Genomic DNA, 19,769 nt, shown 5'->3' with positions numbered 1-19,769 from the left:
TCCTTCTGCTATCAAAGATACTACGCGAACATACTTCACACTTTATATTTCACACTTCATCCTTTCACACCAGATGTCATGAGAGATTGGTGGAAGCAATGGCTGACAAACCTAGGATGGTCGCAGTCCTTGCTGCTTGGGACTCTCGATATCGTATTAGTGTTAGCGCTGACGTACATGATACTAGTCATTATTAGTGAGCGCCGAACACTGTGGATGGTACGGGGATTTATTATCTTAATGCTAGCTTCGGCACTCAGTGGAAGATTAGGTCTACCATTGCTAAATTTTGTATTAGAAAAGTTGGTAATTGGCTGTGCTGTAGCGATGGCAGTAGCTCTTCAGTCAGAGTTTCGCCGATTTTTAGAACAATTAGGACGTGGTGAATTTCGGCAGTTATTTCAGCCTGCCAATTTAACAATCCCTAAGTCTGATAGTGTGATTGATGAAATTGTTGATGCGGTGAAAGAACTATCGAAAAACCGAATTGGAGCTTTGCTGATTTTGGAAACAACTGGTCCGATTGATGAGCGAGATTTTTCTGTGCCTGGAGTGAAGCTGAATGCTGATGTATCTAAAGAACTAATACAGACGATTTTCCAACCAAAAACTTTGTTGCATGATGGAGCAACTTTAGTTCGTGGCTCACGGATTGTATCATCAGGTATAATTTTACCACTTTCGGGACGCACAGCCTCGCGCCAGTTGGGAACACGCCATCGGGCAGCAATGGGAATTACTGAGCGGGTCGAAAATTGTATTTGTGTCGTTGTATCAGAAGAAACTGGTTCTATTTCCTTAGCGGAAAGGGGAATCTTAAATAGACCGCTGACGATTAGGAAGCTAAAAGAGTCATTAGATGCTCGATTGTCACCAACTGTAGATCGGGAAGCTGTTGCTCCTGGTTTATTCAGTTTAGGTCGTCAGATTGGTGGTAAGGCACTAACACTAGTTTCACGTTTAATCGGATTACCATCGACCGCCTCTCGAAATAAAAAATGACAGCACAACAAACAGAACTGCAAGAATTACCCCTTGATTTAAAACGAAAACTACTACCCCAACACGTTGCAGTAATTATGGATGGCAATGGTCGATGGGCTAAACGTCAAGGTCTACCCCGGATTATGGGACATAAAGCTGGTGTAGATGCTTTAAAAGATTTGCTGCATTGTTGTAAGGATTGGGGGATTCAGGCACTAACAGCTTATGCTTTTTCAACTGAAAACTGGAAAAGACCCCAGGAGGAAGTAGATTTTTTGATGACTTTATTCCAAAAAGTTTTACGCCAAGAACTGCGGGAAATGGTTGAGGAAAACGTGCAAATCAAGTTTGTGGGAAATTTGCAAGCTTTACCGCGATCGCTCCAACAAGAAATTTCCCGTTCGATGGAAGAAACCAAAAATAATCGCGCTATCCGGTTTTCTGTAGCAACCAATTATGGCGGACGGCAAGAAATTTTACAAGCTTGTCGGGCGATCGCCCAAAAAGTTCAGCAAGGTACATTAGAACCTGATGAAATTGATGAAGAAACTTTTGAGAAACATTTGTATACAGCCGGAATTACAGATCCAGACTTATTAATTCGTACCAGCGGGGAGATGCGACTCTCAAATTTTCTACTTTGGCAAATGGCTTATGGAGAAATTTATATCACCGATACTCTCTGGCCAGATTTTGACCGCAGCGAGTTTCACCGCGCCTTACGTGCCTACCAACAAAGGGAGCGACGATTTGGGAAGGTGTGAGGGCTAGGGGCTAGCCCCTAATTCATGGCCCAGAAAAAACTGCTTGTTCTATATCTTCTCGACTGAGGGAATATTTAAATGAGCGTTGAATATCTTGTCCATTATCGCCACCCTGGATATATCGCACTACGATTTGCTCAGTATCAAGCCACAGTTCAGCTTGCCAATTAGACTGCTTTAAGTGCCAGCAGTGCAGCTGTGTTTCATCTTGCTGACAGCCTTGGTCTTTGAGCCAGTCCTCAATTTGTGGTAAGGAATGACTATATAGAGGAGTATCAGCAGAAATAATAGACATAATAATTTGAGATTTTGACTTTAAGAATTGAAATTTTTAATTTCCCACGGACTAGTCGGTTGGGATATTTGGGAAACTTGCTTTTGGACTGCGGGGATTGGTTGCAATAGTTGCGTTTGAAAAGCAGCCTCACCACGAGTTAAGCCAATAGCCACTGCTAGCAGTAAACAACCAACAAAAGTCAACACCAGAATAAATAAAGCAAAGATTTCCCCAGATGACAAGGGGCGATCGCTTGCATCCAAGTAAGCTGATTTTGACCATTTATAAGAACGAGAAACAGGAAGGTTTAAGTCAGAGGGCGCTTGAATGACTGTAAAGCGGGAATAGCCAATTTTCAGGTCATAGCTTTGTCGCCGTTCTGGACTGCTAAGAGTGGCATAGGCTTCGTTGATTTGCTGAAATTTTGTTGTAGCCAAAGTAGCAGGCAAATCTGTAGTGTCGGGATGATAGCGTTTGCTCAGTTCCCGATAAGCACGACGAATATCTATCACCGATGCCGAGGGATGCAATCCTAGCAGGGAGTAATAAGTTGGTTTACTGCGTTGTGGCATTGCCCCATGATGATTCACGGCTGTTTGAGTCACTTTGCAATCAAATTTTTTCTAATATTGTAAACCTTCAATCGCATGGTTGAATTATTTAATAGTCAAAATTATAGTGATAACTAATGTGAAGAGTTATGATAATTCTTGAGTGATCCTCAATCTCATAGCCTTAAAAAACCTTATTTAGCATCAATAACAAGGCAGATATTTGGAGAAATAAAGTTGATTTTATCTTCTTTTTTGTATGTGGACGTGATTAATCGCATTTCTCAAGTTGGTGGATCTGATACCAATTCTGTGTGAAGCCGCACATTGTTTTGACCCCTCCCCTTAAGCTGTTAAACATTTAATTTGCACATTGAGACCGCAGGGGGGCAGGGAGCAGGGGGCAAGGGAGAGGGTTTGTAGCTTTTATTACCATTAACATGATGCAATTTAAATGACGATTAGCTTACCAAGGGGCGGGTAGGGGTTGGGTGGTGGGTTTGTTTATATGCATCTTCAATATAGAACTGGTATGACCTAATTCTTTTTTCAAATTGACGTAACACAGTAGCAATGTTTAGGATTACCGCCAAAAAAACTTGTTACCAAAATTGTTACGACCATCTTGCCACTGAGTAATTGCTTTATGATCATCATATAGTTAAAACCCTCACACCACATTAAAAGCCGTGGAACATCATGCACGTTCCACGGACTTTTTCTTTTTATCTTCATTAAGCTTTTCTTTGTTTCTTTTATCCTACTGTTGATGGTCTCTACTGGATAATCACATTAAACATGACTGGTTCTATAAACGATATTTTAAAATGCCCAAAAAGGTAAGTATGAGAAAAAACAACTTTTTATAGGGAAATATACTTATAATGCCCAGAACCTAAAAATTTTCGTTTTATTTTAACTTTATTAGAGTCATTATAGCAACCTACTTAAGATAGAAGTTCAAGTGAATTATTGAATATATTTATACATAGTTTTATTTGTTACTTAAGATAGATGTTTGTATTTGTATTCCTTAAAGAATTGATAATTCGGCATGTCAGGCTATCATCACTTTGTATTAGTAAAGAATTAAAAGCTTGTACTTTAACTGAAAAGTTAGCAAGCTATGACAATTACATATATGTACTTGTTTTTTTAGTTAAATTGAACACATTAACTATAAAATATTTGATGAAACTTTCTTAAAGACATATCAAAAATCAGGGCAGAATTTTGTTGGTAGATAGTGTGATAACAGGCAGTTTCCAGCTTAGTTATGAAAAAGCTTTATTATAAGTTTATTTCTAAAATATTAACTCTTTTTTAAAATTACAAGAAAATTATTTAAAGTGTACTTAAGTACTTCTAATATATTATACTTTGTACAAAATATATTCATTAAATTAAGTATTGTCGCGGATATTTTTTTTAATAATTTTTTAATAAATTCATTAAAACCACTGAGTTTTAACCTAGCAACAAAGTACTGCTAAACACAAAAGATAGTGGAGATTAATATCATTGTTGCCCTGTATAAATCTTTGTGGCAGTTAAGCTAATCAAAAAATTAAAAACTGAAAATAAGGGATACTAAAAATGACCAAAGCAACTGTATTGGGCGTAACAAGGAAGTCAGAACCTGCTCAAATAATGTTTGCAGATAATCTTGATAGCTTTTGGAACCAAGAAATCAAACCATTATTTACAGATGAATCTCTATCTTTCAGGGTGAAAGTTCGTAGCGGAAAGTATCTCAAGTACATCAACTTGGATAATGGAGCCACAACTACTCCTTTTGCGAACCTTAAGCAGTATGTGAACGAGATGCTTGATACCTATGGCAGCGTACATCGCGGCTCTGGACAAAAGTCTATTATCACTACACAAGAATATGATGCCAGTCGGGACATTATTCGGGACTTTGTAGGATCATCCTCACAGAACTATGTCATCTTTGCCAAGAATACAACAGAAGCAATTAATGGAGCTGCCACCCTGTGGGCAAAAAGACCAGGCAAAATCTTAGTATCTGACATTGAGCATTCTTCAAACTTATTGCCTTGGGTAACTAGAGACGAAGTTATTCAGTACAGAACTCAACCAGACGGAAGTGTCAGTCTTGCTGAGATTGAGGAGATCTTTAAGGCACACCAAAACCGCCCCGCAGCAGAGCAAATTAAGCTATTAACTATTACAGGTGCTTCGACAATTACAGGTTACAGACCCCCTATTTACGAACTTGCGGCTTTAGCACATCGGTATGGTGCGAAGATGTTTGCTGATGTATGTCAGTTAATTCAACATGAGCGAGTAGACATGCGTGCAGATGATGACCCATGTCATTTAGATTTTGTGGCTTTTTCTGGACACAAAATGTATGCTCCTTATGGGACAGGGGTTTTATTGGGACCGAAGGAATTTTTTGATGGTTCTTACCCCTATCAAATTGGGGGTGGAAATCTGCCTTATATTACGAGAAACCTAGAAATTAAGCGTTTTTATACAGAACGGGCGCATGACCCTGGAACGCCAAACGCAATGGGTGCGATCGCAATTGCCAAAGCAATTGAGATTATAGAAGAATTAGGACGCGATCACATTGCCGAATACGAACACTCTTTAGTTGAATTTACATTCACACGGCTTCAGGCTATTCCTGGTGTTAAAGTTCATATCTTGGGAGATAACATAGCTCATGTGATTCCCTTTGATATTGATGGGTTTGACGGTCGCTTAGTGGCTGAGATTCTGGCACAAGAATACGGAATTGGGGTAAGAGCAGGGGCTTTCTGCACTTACGAATATATCCGTAAACTCAAAAATATTTCTGATGAGCAAGACTGCGAGATTGCTAAAGAAGTAGAAAGTGGAATTACACGCAATATTCCTACTATTATCCGAGCCAGCTTTGCTGTATATAATACACTTGAAGACTGCGATCGCTTCCTGGATGCGATTTCAGAAATAGCCCAAAATGGATTTGATTACTATTTACCCTACTATCAACAAGATCAAATAACTGGTGTGTGGACAGCGGTTAATAGCTAGTCTTGTTTCCTTTCACGCCAAAATCTAATTTTTGTGAAAATATCAGGTAGCAGAAGTAGACTTAAGGTGATTTCTAGCGAAGAAAATACCGATGTTAAAGAGTTTCGACACTTCGACAGGCTCAGTGCGGCGCTCCGCTCAACTCTCGACTCTTTCGTTGGTTGAGCGAAGTCGAAACCAACGACTGCGGTAAATTCATTAATCGAATTCACCTAAACTCTTTTGCTACCTAAAATTATTGAATTACAAGAGGGTAATAGCTTTGAGCGATAAAAACCTCTTCGACCAAGAGGATTACCTAAAAGCAAGGGCTGACGAGTACATCTGGCAAAAAAGGACAGATGCAAATATTTCACGTCAACGCTTTCTGCAAATACTAGGCACTATGGTTGGAGGAATAGCTATTGGGGGGTTAGCTAAACCTGCGGCTGCTTATAGTCAAACAAATCCCACCTTGAAAACTAAGGGTAGTAAAATACTGAAGCCATTGCCACCAGGATATATCTCTCATAGCCAAGGCACATTAGAGATGAACTGGGAAACAATGTATGGACGTGGCTATTTAGTCCCAAACGATTGGTTTTACGTTCATAACCGTCATACACCTCCCCCTTTTAATCCATCAACATGGCGTTTGCAAATTGAAGGAACTGGCGTTTCCACTCCCTGCCAGTTTACATACGATGAAATCATGGCCATGCCATCAATATCAGTCACTAGTGCTATTGAATGTGCTGCCAATGGTCGGCGTTTCTTTGAAGAAGCTTACAACAGACCTCTTTCAGGAACACGCTGGCGACTGGGTGCTATTGGTGTTGCTGAGTGGACTGGTGTACCACTTAGTGCATTGTTAGAACGAGCTGGATTGAAATCTACTGCCAAAGACGTATTAGTTGAAGGGGCAGATTTGGATTCACTGGATGCAAAAGGAACAAAGCCATCCAAGTTCAGTAGTGTAGTTCCCATTGCTAAGGCATTAGCGGATAACTCACTAATAGTCTATGCCATGAATGGAGAACCACTACCTCCAGACCACGGTCAGCCATGCCGGGCAATATTTCCTGGTTGGGCAGGAAACGCCAATGTGAAATGGATTGAGCGCATTGAAGTTTCCGAAACGCCCATATATACCCAGTGGGTGTTAAAGCAGATGGTGCTGACTGGCTCAGATTATCCTGCCGTTTCCCCGTATGAAGGTAAGCTGATTACTTATCAAAATGTTAAAAGTGCTTTTGAGTTGGCTTGGCCGGCTACGCTGGCGGCAGGGCATCATCTACTACGCGGACGTTCTTGGTCTGGGAAAGGCAAGATTGTCCGTGTGGAAGTTAGCTTAGATGGTGGCAAAACTTGGCAATTGGCGCGATTGAGAGAACCAAATTTACCTTTTGCATGGGTGCGCTGGGATATTGACTGGAATCCAGTTGCTGGTGAGTATTCTCTACAAGCTCGTGCTACTGACAATTTGGGAAATACACAGTCGAATACCGTTCCGTGGAATGATTTTGGATTGCTTTACGGAGGCGTTGTTACCCATCCAGTAACAGTGCAAGGTTAATGACTCCCATTAGTCTTAGAGTACTCCAAGTAAAAAAATGCCCAATTGTCATTGCGAGCGAAGCGAAGCAATCCCAGTCATTGCGATTGCTTCGCTTTGCTCGCAATGACGGGTTTCGGATCATTTCTTTTTTGGAACACTCTTATGGAAAAATACCTATTGATGATCGACTTTAATTGGTTGATTTTGGTAGCTGGAGGTCTAATCTCTGGAGTCATCGCCGGACTTTTAGGTATAGGTGGCGGGATTATCACAATTCCCCTTTTAGTTACCTTAGGTTATACACCTGTGCAAGCGATCGCAACTAGTAGTCTTGCTATTGTGATTACTTCAATTTCTGGAAGTTTGCAGAATTGGTGGATGGGTTACTTTGACTGGAAACGGGTAATTTATTTAGGGATTCCAGCTTTTTTAACTACTGGCATAGGAGTGTATTTCGCTAATATAATTCCACCTTACATCATACTTTTTACATTCGGCATCATACTATTAGCTAATATCTATTTGATAGAGCTGCGTAAAGAACTGGTCTTAAAACAAGCAGAGAATACAACACTAGAATTTAACCCATTACTTTCTAAAATTGGCACTGGGGGAGCAGCAGGAATTTTAGCAGGCTTTTTTGGCTTAGGTGGCGGGACAATTATGGTTCCGTTGCAAATATTGCTATTAGGAGAAGACATTAAAGTAGCAATTCAAACTAGTCTGGGTGTGATTGTGATTACTGCTTTAGCTGCTTGTACAGGACACACATTAGCAGGAAATATTTTATTTGTTCAAGGTCTAATTTTAGGTTGTGGAGGTCTTTTAGGCGTTCAAATGAGTACTCGCGTATTGCCAAAACTACCAGATGTTACTGTCAGTCTTGTACTGCGTATCTTCTTAGGAATCTTATCAATTTATGTTTTTTGGGAATCTTGGGTAAATTATCAATGAAAAATTCCATCCCATTATAGGTGGAGTTCTTGGGCATGGGGCATGGGGCATAGGGAATAGGGCATGGGGAAGCAATAATGAATTTAGTTTTGTGCAACTAGTGGTCTGTCCCATTAATTTTGCGGGGTAATACTAGATTGTGATTAAATAGCAATGTGGCTGTATCTGTGCCCACAATCTTACAGGCGATCGCGTGCATAAGGAAACAGGGTGTATGAGCAAGAAGTATCAAATAAATCTGAGCGAATCACAGAGGCAAGAACTACTTGCTCTAGTAAAAAAGGGTTCTGCAAAAGCTAGAGAAATTCGACGCGCACACACATTATTAATGGCTGCGGATGGTAAGACTGATGAAATAATAGCAGAAATATTACACATATCAGTAGCAACAGTTGAGCGAACTCGTAAACAGTTCTGTAATGAAAATTTAGCAGCGACATTAACAGAGAAAAAGCGACCGGGAAAGCCACGTAATACCAATTCACTAAAAGTATGATACAGATAAATTAGGAATAAATATGAACGGGTAAAAATGGTTGGAGTCACCAAAGTCGAAATAAAAGAATCAGTCCAACAGTTGCATGAACTGCTCGTCAAACAGAAAACAGCATCAAGCCGTGAACGAGTTCAAGCTTTGTATTTACTGAAAATGGGGCAAGTAAGAACGGTACAGGATGCAGCTTTTGTCGTAGGCAGAGAAAGAGTGACAGTGCAAAGATGGTTAAAAACATATACAGAGTCGGGAATAAACGGTCTATTGTCAACAAAAAAAAGTCCAGGGCGACCGCCAATTATTGATGGTTCGACCAAAGAACAACTTTTAAAAGAACTTGAACAGCCATTTGGATTTAAAAGCTATGAAGAAATCCGAACATGGTTGAAAGCGGTTCAAGGTGTGAGAGCGTCGTATAAAGTAGTACATGATACAGTACGCTATCGAATGAAAGCGAAGTTAAAAGTACCAAGAGCAGTAGGGATAAAACACAATGAAGAAGCAGAATTAGAATTTAAAAAAAACTGCCACAATACCTAGAAGTTATAAAAAAACACGTCATAGAGCCAAAAGATAAACATAAAGAAATTAGATACTGGTGTGGTGATGAAAGCCGTGTAGGATTAAAAACAGAATTAGGAAGACTGATCACGCTTTGTGGCATTAAACCTATTGGCATCATGCAATGGAAACGAGAAAATTTCTATTTATATGGTTTAGTAGAGCCGTTAACTGGTGAGTATTATATTTGGGAATTCTCTCATCTCAACACAGCTTGCTTCAATATCTTTTTAGAACAGTTTGCAGCTACGTATCCGGAAGATATACACATACTTCAATTAGACAATGGTGCTTTTCATTTAAGCCAGACTCTTAAAATTCCAGAAAATATTATTTTATTATTTCAACCTCCACATACTCCCCAAGTCAATCCCATTGAACGTTTATGGGAAGAAGTAAAAAGGAATTTAAGTTGGGAATGCTTTGCTAATTTGGACGAGTTAAGAACAGTTATTTGGCAACGTCTTGAGGAATTAAACACATCAATTGTTGCGAATATTACAGGTTGGGGTTTTATTCTGGATGCTTTATTTGTATCAGGCTTTTCGTGAAATGGTATAAGTTAACTGCTTTTGCCGAAGCATATTTAATAGCAACAACTTGTAGTCATGCACCTGATGGTAGTACGCGTTGGACTTTAAGAATGTTAGCAGATCAACTTGTGAGTCTTAAGATAGTTGAGAGCTTGAGTAAAAATACAGTTGGTCGGATACTAAAAAAAACGAACTCAAGCCCTAGTTAAAAGAACAATGGTGCATCCCACAAGTCAATTCAGAATTTGTATGCAGAATGGAAGATGTGCTTGATTTATATGCCCAAGCTGTTGACCCAAAACGACCACTAGTCTGCCTTGATGAAAGATTATGCCAAGGATGCAAGAGTTAAGCTTTCAAAGATTTATCCAACCCCGCAAAATTAATGGGACAGAGTAATAGTCCCTATCCCCTTTGATAAATTCTTAGTAAAAATTGTGGCAGAATTTTTGACATAAGAGTATAGTTTCAAACATCAAACCTACATCAATATGACGTTTATACCTAATTAATAGGTAAAAAAAGGCAGGTGTGCAATATGAAACTACAAGATTTTCTCGGTAAAGAAGATAAATGGGGATTTGAGGCGATCGCTCAAGATTTAGAATTGGCTCGTCAGATTCAGATATTGTTAATTGGCTTGAGCCTCTTGGAACCTCCAGCCGATAGTAAGTTTGGGCCAATTTCTGCCGCATCTCTCAAAAAATTTCAAGAATTGACAAAGACTGGAGAAACTGAATTTTTAGGAGCAGTCACAGCCAAAAAATTAATTGAGACTAAACCAGAAGATCTGCCTCAACCTCCTTTAAAACTAGGTAATGATATTGCTAGCAGGATTGTAAAATATATGCTGGCAGAAAATTATCAAGTATTCACTGCACCAAAACAATACAATATTGTCTACATAGAAGGAATGAATGGGGATTGGAGTCTTAACAGTGATGCGTCCAATCAATTCAATGATCGGCGAATTGTCATCGAAGTAGTGGATGGAGTTCCCAAAATCGTGGATCACTGGCAAGCTACTACCGAACCCGGTGCATATTATACTTACAATCCCATGAATCCCGCAGGAGCCGCCAGAATTAAGTTTGGACAATATAAATCTTGGGCTGTTGGAATGCACGGCAGTGCAGAACGTCATGAAGCATTAGTGCAAGTTAGACCGATTACTGTTTACCGAGATTTCAATAAAGATTTTCAACGGACTGCCGACAAACTCGACACAGGTCTTTTTTACGTTAATCAACACTGGGGTTATGATGCTCCTAGTAATGATATTAGAAATGCTAGTGCAGGTTGTTTAGTAGGACGTATGCGCCAAGGACATCGAGAATTTATGGCGATAATCAAACAAGATCGCCGCTATGTAGCTAATAGTGATTATGTTTTTTATACAACAATTATTCCTGGAGACGATTTAGTCAAGAAGTTCCCTAGATAAGTTTTTATATCTAAATAGGACTTACGCAAAACTCTCTGAAACTCTTATTCTTCCGTGTCCTTTGTCTTAAAAAGTTTGTTACAAAGGGAAACCCTGCTGACAACTTTTCGCTGCGTCCTCTGCGGTAGCCTGCGGCAAGCCCTTCGGTCTACGTTCTTTCATAATTTTGCGTAAGTCCTGTGATTCATGAGAAAACACTATATTCACGCAGCTTAGGAAAGTCAAAAATTTGATAATCAAGCGATCGCATCTATATTACCGCACTCTAACCTTAGTCATTCAAACTACTTACATACTTCTACATATTTTCTCACTAATGATTTCGGATTGCGATATCTCAACGGGTAATAAGTAAGTCGGTGCAATAAAATCAAACTATGTAACGAAAAGTAAAGAAGGCTCAAACTCTTTCTCCCCCTGCTCCCTGCTTTATTCCAACAATAATTATTTACACCGACCTACTTTTTCGGTCTGTTGCCATCAGCCAACAATCTAAGTATTTCCCTTCATGCAGTTCATGAGCAGGTAATAGCTTCACTTTCACAAAACCACATTTTTCATAGCAGCGGATAGCACGAAGATTGTCAACATGCGGATCGATGACAATTTTATCAGCTTGTAATTGTTCAAAAATATAGTTGACAAATACTGATAATATTTTTGTGCCAATTCCCTGATTCCAATAATTTGTTTCTCCTATAAATAAATCAATTCCATAGACATTATCAGTTTGCTCTAAGCTATATGTTTGCCTGTCAGTTTCTGATAAATCATTTAGTAAACAATATTGTATGTAACCAATAGGAAAATTATGATAGTAGACAAGACAAGGTATCACAGGATCGTCTCTCATTACCATTGGTTTGTAATTTTCAATAATTTTATCTAAAGGGAAAGGATTATCTTTTCCTTCATAAAATTGTAAGACTGTCTCATCAGTTAACCATTTTGCCATTAACTGATAATCTTCAATTTTATCTTGCATTATACGCACAGTAATTTCGTCTTTTATAATTAACATATTTAATATCAAAAACCTTTTCAATAATTGTAGACTCCCCCTACAAGCGATAAGAATGCTACCATAGTCGTTCATCAGCTGCATCTGACTATGAAATTAGTTTGCGCCCAAAGCGATCTCAGTACAAATCTCTCCCTCGTCAGCCGTGCTGTACCTTCACGACCGAATCATCCGGTACTTGCCAATATACTGTTGCAAGCGGATGCTGAAACTAACCAAGTCAGCTTAACAGCCTTTGATCTCAGCTTAGGTATCCGTACCAGCTTTAATGCTGAAGTGTGGCAAGGAGGAGCGATCGCTCTACCTGCAAGGCTCCTTGTAGACATTACTTCTCGACTACCAGAAGGTGAAATCACCCTAGATGATGAATCAGCCGAAACATCTGGGGAAGGTTTAATTGTAACCCTGACACCAAAAAGCGGACATTATCAAGTCCGAGCAATGGGAGCTGAAGAATTTCCCGAATTACCAGTAATCGACAATACCGAACCACTGAACCTAACTACTGCTGCCTTAATTGAGGGATTAAGAGGTTCTTTGTTTGCCACTAGTTCAGATGAAACCAAGCAAGTACTGACTGGTGTGCATCTGACAGTTAAACAAGACACATTAGAATTTGCAGCTACCGATGGACATCGTTTAGCAGTAGTGGAAACTACTAATGAAAGTCCTCTTGGTGGTAGTGATGAGCTAGAAGTAACAGTGCCAGCTAGAGCATTACGTGAATTACAGCGGATGTTAGCTCATAACGCTGCCTCAGATGAAGCGATCGCTTTATATTTAGATCAAGGTCAAGTCGTATTTGCTTGGCAAAATCAACGTTTAACTAGCCGTACCTTAGATGGTCAATATCCCGCTTATCGGCAATTGATTCCCCGCCAATTTGAGCGTCAAGTCACAATTGAGCGACGACAATTTATCAGCACTTTAGAGCGAATTGCCGTGCTAGCTGATCAAAAAAATAATATCGTTAAAATCAGCATTGACAACACAGCCCAGGAAATTACCTTATCTTGTGAAGCTCAAGATGTGGGTAGTGGTAGAGAATCAATGTCTGCCCAAATATCTGGGGAAGATATAGAAATTGCTTTTAATATTAAGTATTTAATGGAAGGATTGAAAGAATTACCATCCTCAGAAATTCAAATGCATCTCAATCAAAGCCTTACCCCAGTGATTTTTACACCACTGGGTGGTTTGAAGATGACTTATTTAGCAATGCCTGTGCAACTTAGAAATTAGCAGCGAAATGGCAAATGGGGATTTCAATCCAGAACTCTGTGCCTATTCCTGGTTGCGAATCACATTTAAAAATACCACTGTGCTTATCTACCACAATCTGGTAACTAATTGATAGTCCTAAGCCAGTACCTTTTCCTACTGGCTTAGTAGTAAAAAACGGATCAAATACTTTTTTCTTGACAGCTTCTGGAATGCCTTTGCCGTTGTCGCTAATGTGAATCACTACACTTTTAATATTGTCTTTCAGTTCTCCAAGATGTGTGCGGATAGTAATTTGATGGTAATGAGATTTTGATTCATCCTGTTCATAGTTTTCTAGAGCATCGATCGCATTGCTCAAAACATTCATAAACACCTGATTCAATTGTCCAGCATAGCATTCTACTAAAGGCAAATCACCGTACTCTTTAATGACTTCAATGCTAGGGCTTTCCGATTTTGCTTTTAAGCGATGTTGTAAAATCAACAGTGTGCTATCAATGCCCTCGTGAATATTCACCGTCTTCATTTCAGCTTCATCAAGACGAGAGAAATTCCGTAAGGACATGACGATTTGACGGATGCGATCAACTCCAATCTTCATGGAAGATAAAGTTTTGGGTAAATCCTCAGTGGCAAATTCTAAATCAACTTCTTGTGAGCGTTCTAGAATTTCAGGGCTGGGGTTTGGGCAATGCTGTTGATAAAGATCTAGTATGCTAAGTAAATCTTCAGCGTATTCATTGACATGGGCAAGGTTGCCATAAATAAAGTTTACAGGGTTATTAATTTCGTGGGCTACACCTGCTACTAACTGACCCAAGCTGGACATTTTTTCACTTTGGATCAATTGAGTTTGAGTTTCTTGCAATTCATGTAAAGCTTGAGTTAAATCTTGCGCTTGTTGCTGCGTCTGGGTGAGTAGTTCAGCTTGTTGAAGTGCTACCCCCAACTGGTTGCCAATCTGAGCAATAAATTTAATTTCTGAGTCTTCCCAGTGACGGGGTGCAGAGTTTTGATAAGCTACTAGTAAACCCCAAAGTTGTTGCCCAATAAAAATTGGAGCGATCGCATAAGCCCTAACTTGACATTGCTCCAAAAGTGCTACATGACATTCAGAGTGACCAGCTTGATAAATGTCATCCACTGCAAAGGTTTCATTATGGCGATATCGCCCACCTTGGGTTTCTTGCAAATAAGTATCTTGCCAAACTGTATTCATATCTACAGTTACCAATTTCATCCAGCCTTCACCGACAAATTCAGCAATAAACTCACCACTCCAATCTGGATGAAAGCGGTAGACAGCAACGCGGTCTGCTTGCAGCGATTGACAAATTTCTTGGGTAGTAGTTTTAAAAATCGCCTCTAGATCTAGAGATTTCCGGATTTTTGCAACAACTTCAAATAGTACGCGTTGTTGCTCTGCTGCTTGCTGCAAATCTAATGTCTGCTCTTGTGTTTGCATAAGTAATCCAGCTTGTTGGAGTGCTACCCCCAATTGACCAGCAATCTGGCTAAGAAAGTTAACTTCAGAAGATTTCCATTGGCGTGACCCAGAATGCTGATAAGTTGTTAGCAAACCCCAAAGTTTCTGCCCAACAAAAATCGGCGCAAGCACAAAAGCATGAATTTGAAAATATTCTAGGTTGTCGATATGACACTGATTAAATCCTTGTTTGTAGATGTCATCTACTGCAAAGGTTTCATTGTAGCGGTAACGTCCTCCTTGTGTATCTTGTAAGTAAGTGTCATTCCAAACCGTATTCACACCTAATTTGGAGTCATTTGACCAGTGTGGATTAGCAGCCTCAAAATCACCGACAAATTCCCCACCCCAATCAGCATTGAAGCGATAAACAGAAACGCGATCGGCTTTAATTAATTTACAAACTTCTCTAGTGGTTGTTTGAAAAATCATATTGGTGTCAAGAGACTCACGAATCTTAGCAATAACTCCAAAAACGGCCTGTTGTTGTTCAGATGTGCGTTGCAGTTCCAATGTGCGATTTTTAACTTGTTTTTCTAAATTGTCATTGAAGGTTTGTACTTGTTGATATAGTTCATACTGCTGAATTGCCGAGGCAAAATGTTTACTAATTTCTCTAGCCAGATCAACCTCTTCAACAGTCCATTGTTGAGCTTGTGCAGTTTTAGATTCGCGCCAAACATCAAATGACAAACGAGGATACAGTTGCCTTTGATCGGGGTCAAATTGACCTGCCCATAAAGTTTCTGTGTCTATTTCGTTGCGGAATATACTGAGATAGCCGATTAACTGCTGACGATAGTGCAATGGAATCATTAACAGGCTACGAATTTTTGTTGGTTGAAAAGTTGCCTGTAAAATTCGTAATTTTGCAGTTTGATATATGTCTGAAACTGCCCAAATATCATATTCACCAGACTTATAATATTCTTGCCAAGCGCTATATTGTTCTATTAGTGGATATATTGTTTGTTCTGGCATCAAAGGTTGTTGCCCACAGACGTAAACCTTGACACAGTTATTCCCAGGTATTAAACATTCTGGTAAGCTTTTGAAACTGCCATGATCGAGATTAAAGGCTTCATTTCTAATGCAAAGTCTGCCGCCAGAACCGCCTAAGGCAGCTACTGCTGCTTCTAAGGCTGGCTGTAGAACAATTGTAGGTAATGAATGCAGTAGGGTGGCAATGCGATTAATGATAGCTTCTCGTTCGGCTTTAGCGCGGGCTTGGGTGAAGAGATTGCTTTGGGCGATCGCTACTGACAATTGCTCTACTACCATCTGCACTGCTTCTAGTTCAGATTCGGAAATAAAACGAGTTTTGGCGTTATGAGATACCAAAAGTCCCCAAAGTTGATCTTGATGAAAAATAGGTGCTACTAAAGTAGACTTGACACCCATTGCTGTTAGATATTCGGCATGGCATGAGTCTAAAGGTCGATAATTGATATTTCCTGATAAAGGCTCTTCTGTTTGTGAGTTATTCAGGGGACTGTGACCAATCTGCTGCATATCGACATTAACAACAGAGCGTACCCGTGACTTGATAAATAGTTCACGGGCATGAGGCGGAATATCATCAGCCGGAAAGTTGAGTCCCAGCAGCGACGGTAAGCTATTGCCATATATAGATTCAGCCACGACCTGACCGCTAGCATCAGCGTGAAATTTGTAAATCATGACTCGGTCAGTTCCCAGCAATGCACAGACTTCTGCCGTGGTTGTCGTGAGAATCTCCTCTAACTCTAGTGTCTGACGAATACGATTTGTAATACGACGCAATACACTTTCTTGATCCAGATTTGCCCGCAAGTTTGATTGAGCGATCAGGGACATAGTTTTTAATTAATAAATTTCAGAAAGATAAAATTAGATTTTCATAAATCTAAAAACATTCTGAAATTTAATTAACTCGTTTGTCCACAGTAAAACTACTGGCAAAATCTTTCCCAAAAATTATGTTTTTTATTAAAAATTTGCGTTTTAAAGCTACAACTAATTTCTAGCTAAGACAGCGTGAAGTAATTCATAAAACTTTGTCTTAAGTATATAGCATGTTAAGTGTTACAAGCAATAGGAACCAAAGAGTCAAAAAGAAAGACGCGTATGCATTGCGTCTTTCCTGATCAAAGAAAGTATAATTTCTTTTGAATTATGACTTTTGAATTGTTATTTGTTAGTTTTCCTGGGAATAAAACTAAACTTTTACATGATCAGTAAAGCGGATTTTGAGATAATCTTCTTCCATTTTTGCACCTGAGGGTTGTAGTGCTGCTAATGCTTGGGGTAAAACCAAATTACGGCGATGGTTGCCAATAGTGATGTTTAATTCATCACCAGTTTTATTTAGAGTAACCTGATCTTTAGGGATGCCAGGTAAATAAAGTTCCAAGCTATATTGGTTCTGTTCTTGCACAACTCTAATAGTCGTTTCTTGGTAATAAACTTGGGTTGGATCTTCATCTGGATAGAGTGTTTCTTTTAACCGTTCTAAGGCTGCTAAACCACACATTTCTTCCGAAAAAAGCGGAACTTCTTTTATAGGCAGAGGGTGAAAGTTATCGTGGATTTCTTGGCGATATTGCTGTTGATTTTCCTTCCAACGTTGGAAAAATGGATCTTTGACTTCGCTAGGAATAATGCGATTAGCTACTACTAAATCTGTTGCTACATTATATAAACTCAAATAAGCGTGAGCGCGCAGAGACTCTTTAATTACCATCTTTTCTGGATTAGTCACCAAGCGCACTGAAGTTTGAGTATTATCGGTTAACACCTTTTCTAGAGCTTCAATTTGTTCGTAAAACTCATAAGGTGCATCCATTACCTCTCTATCTGGTAAAGAAAAACCGGCAATTGGCCTAAACAAAGGTTCAACCAGTGGTCGAAGTGCTACCGAGATGTTTTGAAATGGTTTGTAAAAACGGCGCATATACCAGCCGCCAACTTCTGGTAAGCTTAGCAGACGTAATGCTGTGCCAGTAGGGGCGGAGTCAATAATCAAGACATCAAACTCTCCTTCGTCATAGTGGCGTTTCATCCTGACTAAGCCAAAAATCTCATCCATCCCTGGCAAAATTGCCAACTCTTCTGCTTGAACTCCTTCTAAACCTCTAGCTTGTAAAACTTGAGTAATATAGCGCTTTACAGCACCCCAATTTCCCTCTAACTCTTGCAGCGCATCTAGTTCTGCACCCCACAAATTGGGACGAATCTCTTTAGGTGCGTGTCCCATCTCTAAATCAAAACTGTCTGCCAAGGAGTGGGCGGGGTCTGTACTCAAAACTAATGTGCGATAGCCAAGTTCTGCACAACGCAGTCCAGTAGCCGCCGCAACGGAGGTTTTTCCTACGCCACCTTTCCCGGTCATTAAAATTACGCGCATAATGCCCTGTCTCAGAATTATTCACATTTATTTACATTATCGACTGTTTAAGGAAATAAATGCTGCTTATGCATAGTTAAGCGTAAACAAGATGACTAAATTTATGAACTTATCCCTCTTAATGATAAAATTAAATGTTAAAGTGTCATAAACTCCTTTCTAGACTATATTTATTTTGAGGCAAGAGAAGCAGCCGAAACAATCAGACTATATTTTCTATGAAGCTTCTCCGAATTTATGTAGATACCTCAGTTATTGGCGGTTGTTTAGATGTAGAATTTGCAGAAGAATCACAACGGCTAATAGAAGCTTTACGAAAGAAAAAAGCAATCATGCTTCTAAGTGATTTAGTCATTATTGAATTAATTAATGCTCCAGCAGATGTTCGCAGTATATTACCCTCACTTCCTAGTGAAATCATTGAAAATGTTCTGCTAACTGAAGAAATCATAATGCTTCGAGATGCTTATTTAGAAGCAAGAGTGGTTACCTCCAAATCCCTGAACGATGCAGCTCATGTTGCTGCTGCAACGGTAGCGAGAGCCGATGCTATTGTTTCGTGGAATTTTAAGCATATTGTTCGACTTGATAAAATGAGAGCATACAACCAAATTAATCTGCTTAATGGCTACGGAATCTTAACCATTGTTTCACCCAAAGAGGTTTTATTTGATGAGTCAGGCGAAAGTTAAAAAAGGTTTTGATTGTCTTGAATTTAAACAGCAAGCTCAAGATAAAATTTCTTTAGAGATTAAAAACCTCTCTCCTGTTGAACAGGTTGAATACTTTCGCCAGCAAGCTGAATCTAGTACTTTGGGTCAGTGGTGGAAGTCTATTAAGAATCACTCTACTCAACTACCATAAGCCCAAAGAGAGGCAATATCTCCCGACTTGCTGCTTATTCAAGTGTATTCAGATGCCAAAATCGATGCAGCAATGTAGATATCTATTCATGCTTCGGCTGTTGCTGCAATAGCTCATCAACTTTATCTTCGAGGGCTGAGAGTTTTTTGAGAATTGTGGGGCGATCGCCATCCAAAGAAACCAGTAAATTGGTTATTATTTCTTGTACATTGGTTAATCTTGTTACTGCATTCTGGAGTTGGATCATTCCTTCGCGGAGTTCTTGTCGTTCTTGGCGTGCATCAGCTATTTCATCTAATATAGCTTGAGCTGTTTTAGCATTACTCTCCATGAGTTGTTTAAGTTCTTTATCAGCCATAGCGATCGCGCTTTGAGATTAAGGTCATCCTTTATCATAAATTGTAGGTTAAATGGGGCGATCGCGGAATTTTGCATTTCTGCATTAAGTTCATACCACCCCTTACAGAAGTGAGATTTAGCGTCAGTAATCAGTTGTTTTTGCTACTGACAACTGACAACTGACAACACTTTGACTACGCTCAGTGCATCGTTGACAACTAACAACTGACTACTGACAACTGACACCGCACTCTTTAACCCGAATTTCTCACAAAGAGATAAAAAAAGGGGGTCAAAAACTGCG

General features: G+C 39.5%; 18 protein-coding genes. 12 read left to right on the top strand and 6 right to left on the bottom strand.

Annotated features, from left to right (window positions below; translation table 11 throughout):
• The first annotated feature begins 78 nt into the window (after window positions 1-78).
• Both cdaA and uppS read left to right on the top strand, forming a co-directional pair.
• A complete protein-coding gene (gene cdaA, locus QI031_RS14975; RefSeq protein ID WP_281485901.1) occupies window positions 79-1,002 on the top strand; it encodes a diadenylate cyclase CdaA in 924 nt (307 codons plus the stop codon).
• Complete coding sequence (uppS, locus tag QI031_RS14970; RefSeq protein WP_281485900.1) at window positions 999-1,748, top strand: polyprenyl diphosphate synthase; 750 nt, start codon at window positions 999-1,001, stop codon at window positions 1,746-1,748. The genes cdaA and uppS overlap by 4 nt, the downstream gene beginning before the upstream one ends.
• Before the next feature lie 22 nt (window positions 1,749-1,770).
• On the opposite strand, the gene QI031_RS14965 is transcribed toward uppS, so the two are convergent.
• Both QI031_RS14965 and QI031_RS14960 read right to left on the bottom strand, forming a co-directional pair.
• Window positions 1,771-2,043, bottom strand: a complete 273-nt coding sequence (locus QI031_RS14965) for a DUF3143 domain-containing protein (protein ID WP_281485899.1) — start codon at window positions 2,041-2,043, stop codon at window positions 1,771-1,773.
• A gap of 20 nt (window positions 2,044-2,063) precedes the next feature.
• Window positions 2,064-2,597, bottom strand: a complete 534-nt coding sequence (locus QI031_RS14960; RefSeq protein WP_281486037.1) for a J domain-containing protein — start codon at window positions 2,595-2,597, stop codon at window positions 2,064-2,066.
• A 1,575-nt stretch (window positions 2,598-4,172) separates the two neighbouring features.
• Between QI031_RS14960 and QI031_RS14955 the strand changes: the two genes are divergently transcribed.
• The 7 genes from QI031_RS14955 to QI031_RS14920 all read left to right on the top strand — a co-directional run bounded on the left by QI031_RS14955 (window position 4,173) and on the right by QI031_RS14920 (window position 11,146).
• A complete protein-coding gene (locus tag QI031_RS14955) occupies window positions 4,173-5,624 on the top strand; it encodes an aminotransferase class V-fold PLP-dependent enzyme (protein WP_281485898.1) in 1,452 nt (483 codons plus the stop codon).
• A 262-nt stretch (window positions 5,625-5,886) separates the two neighbouring features.
• Entirely contained in the window at window positions 5,887-7,179 is a 1,293-nt protein-coding gene (locus tag QI031_RS14950; protein WP_281485897.1) for a sulfite oxidase, read from the top strand.
• Between the two features lie 162 nt (window positions 7,180-7,341).
• Window positions 7,342-8,115, top strand: a complete 774-nt coding sequence (locus tag QI031_RS14945) for a sulfite exporter TauE/SafE family protein (protein WP_281486036.1) — start codon at window positions 7,342-7,344, stop codon at window positions 8,113-8,115.
• A 214-nt stretch (window positions 8,116-8,329) separates the two neighbouring features.
• The gene (locus QI031_RS14940; RefSeq protein ID WP_281485896.1) at window positions 8,330-8,611 is read left to right on the top strand and encodes a helix-turn-helix domain-containing protein; all 282 of its coding nucleotides are present in this window, start codon (window positions 8,330-8,332) and stop codon (window positions 8,609-8,611) included.
• Between the two features lie 36 nt (window positions 8,612-8,647).
• Window positions 8,648-9,148 carry a helix-turn-helix domain-containing protein gene (locus tag QI031_RS14935; protein ID WP_281480997.1) on the top strand — a complete coding sequence of 167 codons (501 nt, stop codon included), beginning with the start codon at window positions 8,648-8,650 and terminating at the stop codon, window positions 9,146-9,148.
• Window positions 9,133-9,720, top strand: coding sequence for an IS630 family transposase (locus tag QI031_RS14930; RefSeq protein ID WP_343217867.1), 588 nt, complete (start codon window positions 9,133-9,135; stop codon window positions 9,718-9,720). The genes QI031_RS14935 and QI031_RS14930 overlap by 16 nt, the downstream gene beginning before the upstream one ends.
• Window positions 9,721-10,240: 520 nt before the next feature.
• Window positions 10,241-11,146, top strand: coding sequence for a peptidoglycan-binding domain-containing protein (locus QI031_RS14920; RefSeq protein ID WP_281485895.1), 906 nt, complete (start codon window positions 10,241-10,243; stop codon window positions 11,144-11,146).
• Window positions 11,147-11,594: 448 nt separating this feature from the next.
• On the opposite strand, the gene QI031_RS14915 is transcribed toward QI031_RS14920, so the two are convergent.
• Window positions 11,595-12,167: a GNAT family N-acetyltransferase gene (locus QI031_RS14915; protein ID WP_281486035.1), complete on the bottom strand. Its 573-nt coding sequence runs from the start codon at window positions 12,165-12,167 to the stop codon at window positions 11,595-11,597.
• A gap of 90 nt (window positions 12,168-12,257) precedes the next feature.
• Here QI031_RS14915 and dnaN point away from each other — a divergent pair, with 90 nt between their 5' ends.
• Complete coding sequence (gene dnaN, locus QI031_RS14910) at window positions 12,258-13,409, top strand: DNA polymerase III subunit beta (protein WP_281485894.1); 1,152 nt, start codon at window positions 12,258-12,260, stop codon at window positions 13,407-13,409.
• Here the strand turns inward: dnaN and QI031_RS14905 are convergent.
• Together QI031_RS14905 and QI031_RS14900 are read right to left on the bottom strand one after the other, a co-directional pair.
• Window positions 13,399-16,713: a GAF domain-containing protein gene (locus tag QI031_RS14905; RefSeq protein WP_281485893.1), complete on the bottom strand. Its 3,315-nt coding sequence runs from the start codon at window positions 16,711-16,713 to the stop codon at window positions 13,399-13,401. The genes dnaN and QI031_RS14905 overlap by 11 nt on opposite strands.
• Before the next feature lie 361 nt (window positions 16,714-17,074).
• Window positions 17,075-18,262 (bottom strand): TRC40/GET3/ArsA family transport-energizing ATPase, encoded by a 1,188-nt coding sequence (locus tag QI031_RS14900; protein ID WP_281485892.1) that lies wholly within the window; start codon window positions 18,260-18,262, stop codon window positions 17,075-17,077.
• Window positions 18,263-18,480: 218 nt separating this feature from the next.
• Between QI031_RS14900 and QI031_RS14895 the strand changes: the two genes are divergently transcribed.
• Together QI031_RS14895 and QI031_RS14890 are read left to right on the top strand one after the other, a co-directional pair.
• Window positions 18,481-18,954 (top strand): PIN domain-containing protein, encoded by a 474-nt coding sequence (locus tag QI031_RS14895; RefSeq protein ID WP_281485891.1) that lies wholly within the window; start codon window positions 18,481-18,483, stop codon window positions 18,952-18,954.
• On the top strand, window positions 18,935-19,126 hold the full coding sequence (locus QI031_RS14890) for a hypothetical protein (protein WP_281485890.1): 192 nt from the start codon (window positions 18,935-18,937) through the stop codon (window positions 19,124-19,126). Before QI031_RS14895 ends, QI031_RS14890 begins: the two co-directional genes overlap by 20 nt.
• 82 nt (window positions 19,127-19,208) lie before the next feature.
• Here the strand turns inward: QI031_RS14890 and QI031_RS14885 are convergent, their stop codons facing one another.
• A complete protein-coding gene (locus QI031_RS14885) occupies window positions 19,209-19,484 on the bottom strand; it encodes a hypothetical protein (RefSeq protein ID WP_281485889.1) in 276 nt (91 codons plus the stop codon).
• Window positions 19,485-19,769 lie beyond the last annotated feature (285 nt).

The sequence above is a fragment of the Halotia branconii CENA392 genome (genome assembly GCF_029953635.1).
In the GTDB taxonomy this organism is placed as follows: domain Bacteria; phylum Cyanobacteriota; class Cyanobacteriia; order Cyanobacteriales; family Nostocaceae; genus Halotia; species Halotia branconii.
This window is presented reverse-complemented; position numbering and strand designations above follow the sequence as displayed.

What these genes read in the sequence shown, in the direction of transcription:
- cdaA (WP_281485901.1), top strand. Translation starts at nt 79, where the DNA reads ATGAGAGATTGGTGGAAGCAATGGCTGACAAACCTAGGATGGTCGCAG.
- uppS (WP_281485900.1), top strand. Translation starts at nt 999, where the DNA reads ATGACAGCACAACAAACAGAACTGCAAGAATTACCCCTTGATTTAAAA.
- QI031_RS14965 (WP_281485899.1), bottom strand. Translation starts at nt 2,043, where the DNA reads ATGTCTATTATTTCTGCTGATACTCCTCTATATAGTCATTCCTTACCA.
- QI031_RS14960 (WP_281486037.1), bottom strand. Translation starts at nt 2,597, where the DNA reads ATGCCACAACGCAGTAAACCAACTTATTACTCCCTGCTAGGATTGCAT.
- QI031_RS14955 (WP_281485898.1), top strand. Translation starts at nt 4,173, where the DNA reads ATGACCAAAGCAACTGTATTGGGCGTAACAAGGAAGTCAGAACCTGCT.
- QI031_RS14945 (WP_281486036.1), top strand. Translation starts at nt 7,342, where the DNA reads ATGATCGACTTTAATTGGTTGATTTTGGTAGCTGGAGGTCTAATCTCT.
- QI031_RS14940 (WP_281485896.1), top strand. Translation starts at nt 8,330, where the DNA reads ATGAGCAAGAAGTATCAAATAAATCTGAGCGAATCACAGAGGCAAGAA.
- QI031_RS14935 (WP_281480997.1), top strand. Translation starts at nt 8,648, where the DNA reads ATGGTTGGAGTCACCAAAGTCGAAATAAAAGAATCAGTCCAACAGTTG.
- QI031_RS14920 (WP_281485895.1), top strand. Translation starts at nt 10,241, where the DNA reads ATGAAACTACAAGATTTTCTCGGTAAAGAAGATAAATGGGGATTTGAG.
- QI031_RS14915 (WP_281486035.1), bottom strand. Translation starts at nt 12,167, where the DNA reads ATGTTAATTATAAAAGACGAAATTACTGTGCGTATAATGCAAGATAAA.
- dnaN (WP_281485894.1), top strand. Translation starts at nt 12,258, where the DNA reads ATGAAATTAGTTTGCGCCCAAAGCGATCTCAGTACAAATCTCTCCCTC.
- QI031_RS14905 (WP_281485893.1), bottom strand. Translation starts at nt 16,713, where the DNA reads ATGTCCCTGATCGCTCAATCAAACTTGCGGGCAAATCTGGATCAAGAA.
- QI031_RS14900 (WP_281485892.1), bottom strand. Translation starts at nt 18,262, where the DNA reads ATGCGCGTAATTTTAATGACCGGGAAAGGTGGCGTAGGAAAAACCTCC.
- QI031_RS14895 (WP_281485891.1), top strand. Translation starts at nt 18,481, where the DNA reads ATGAAGCTTCTCCGAATTTATGTAGATACCTCAGTTATTGGCGGTTGT.
- QI031_RS14890 (WP_281485890.1), top strand. Translation starts at nt 18,935, where the DNA reads ATGAGTCAGGCGAAAGTTAAAAAAGGTTTTGATTGTCTTGAATTTAAA.
- QI031_RS14885 (WP_281485889.1), bottom strand. Translation starts at nt 19,484, where the DNA reads ATGGCTGATAAAGAACTTAAACAACTCATGGAGAGTAATGCTAAAACA.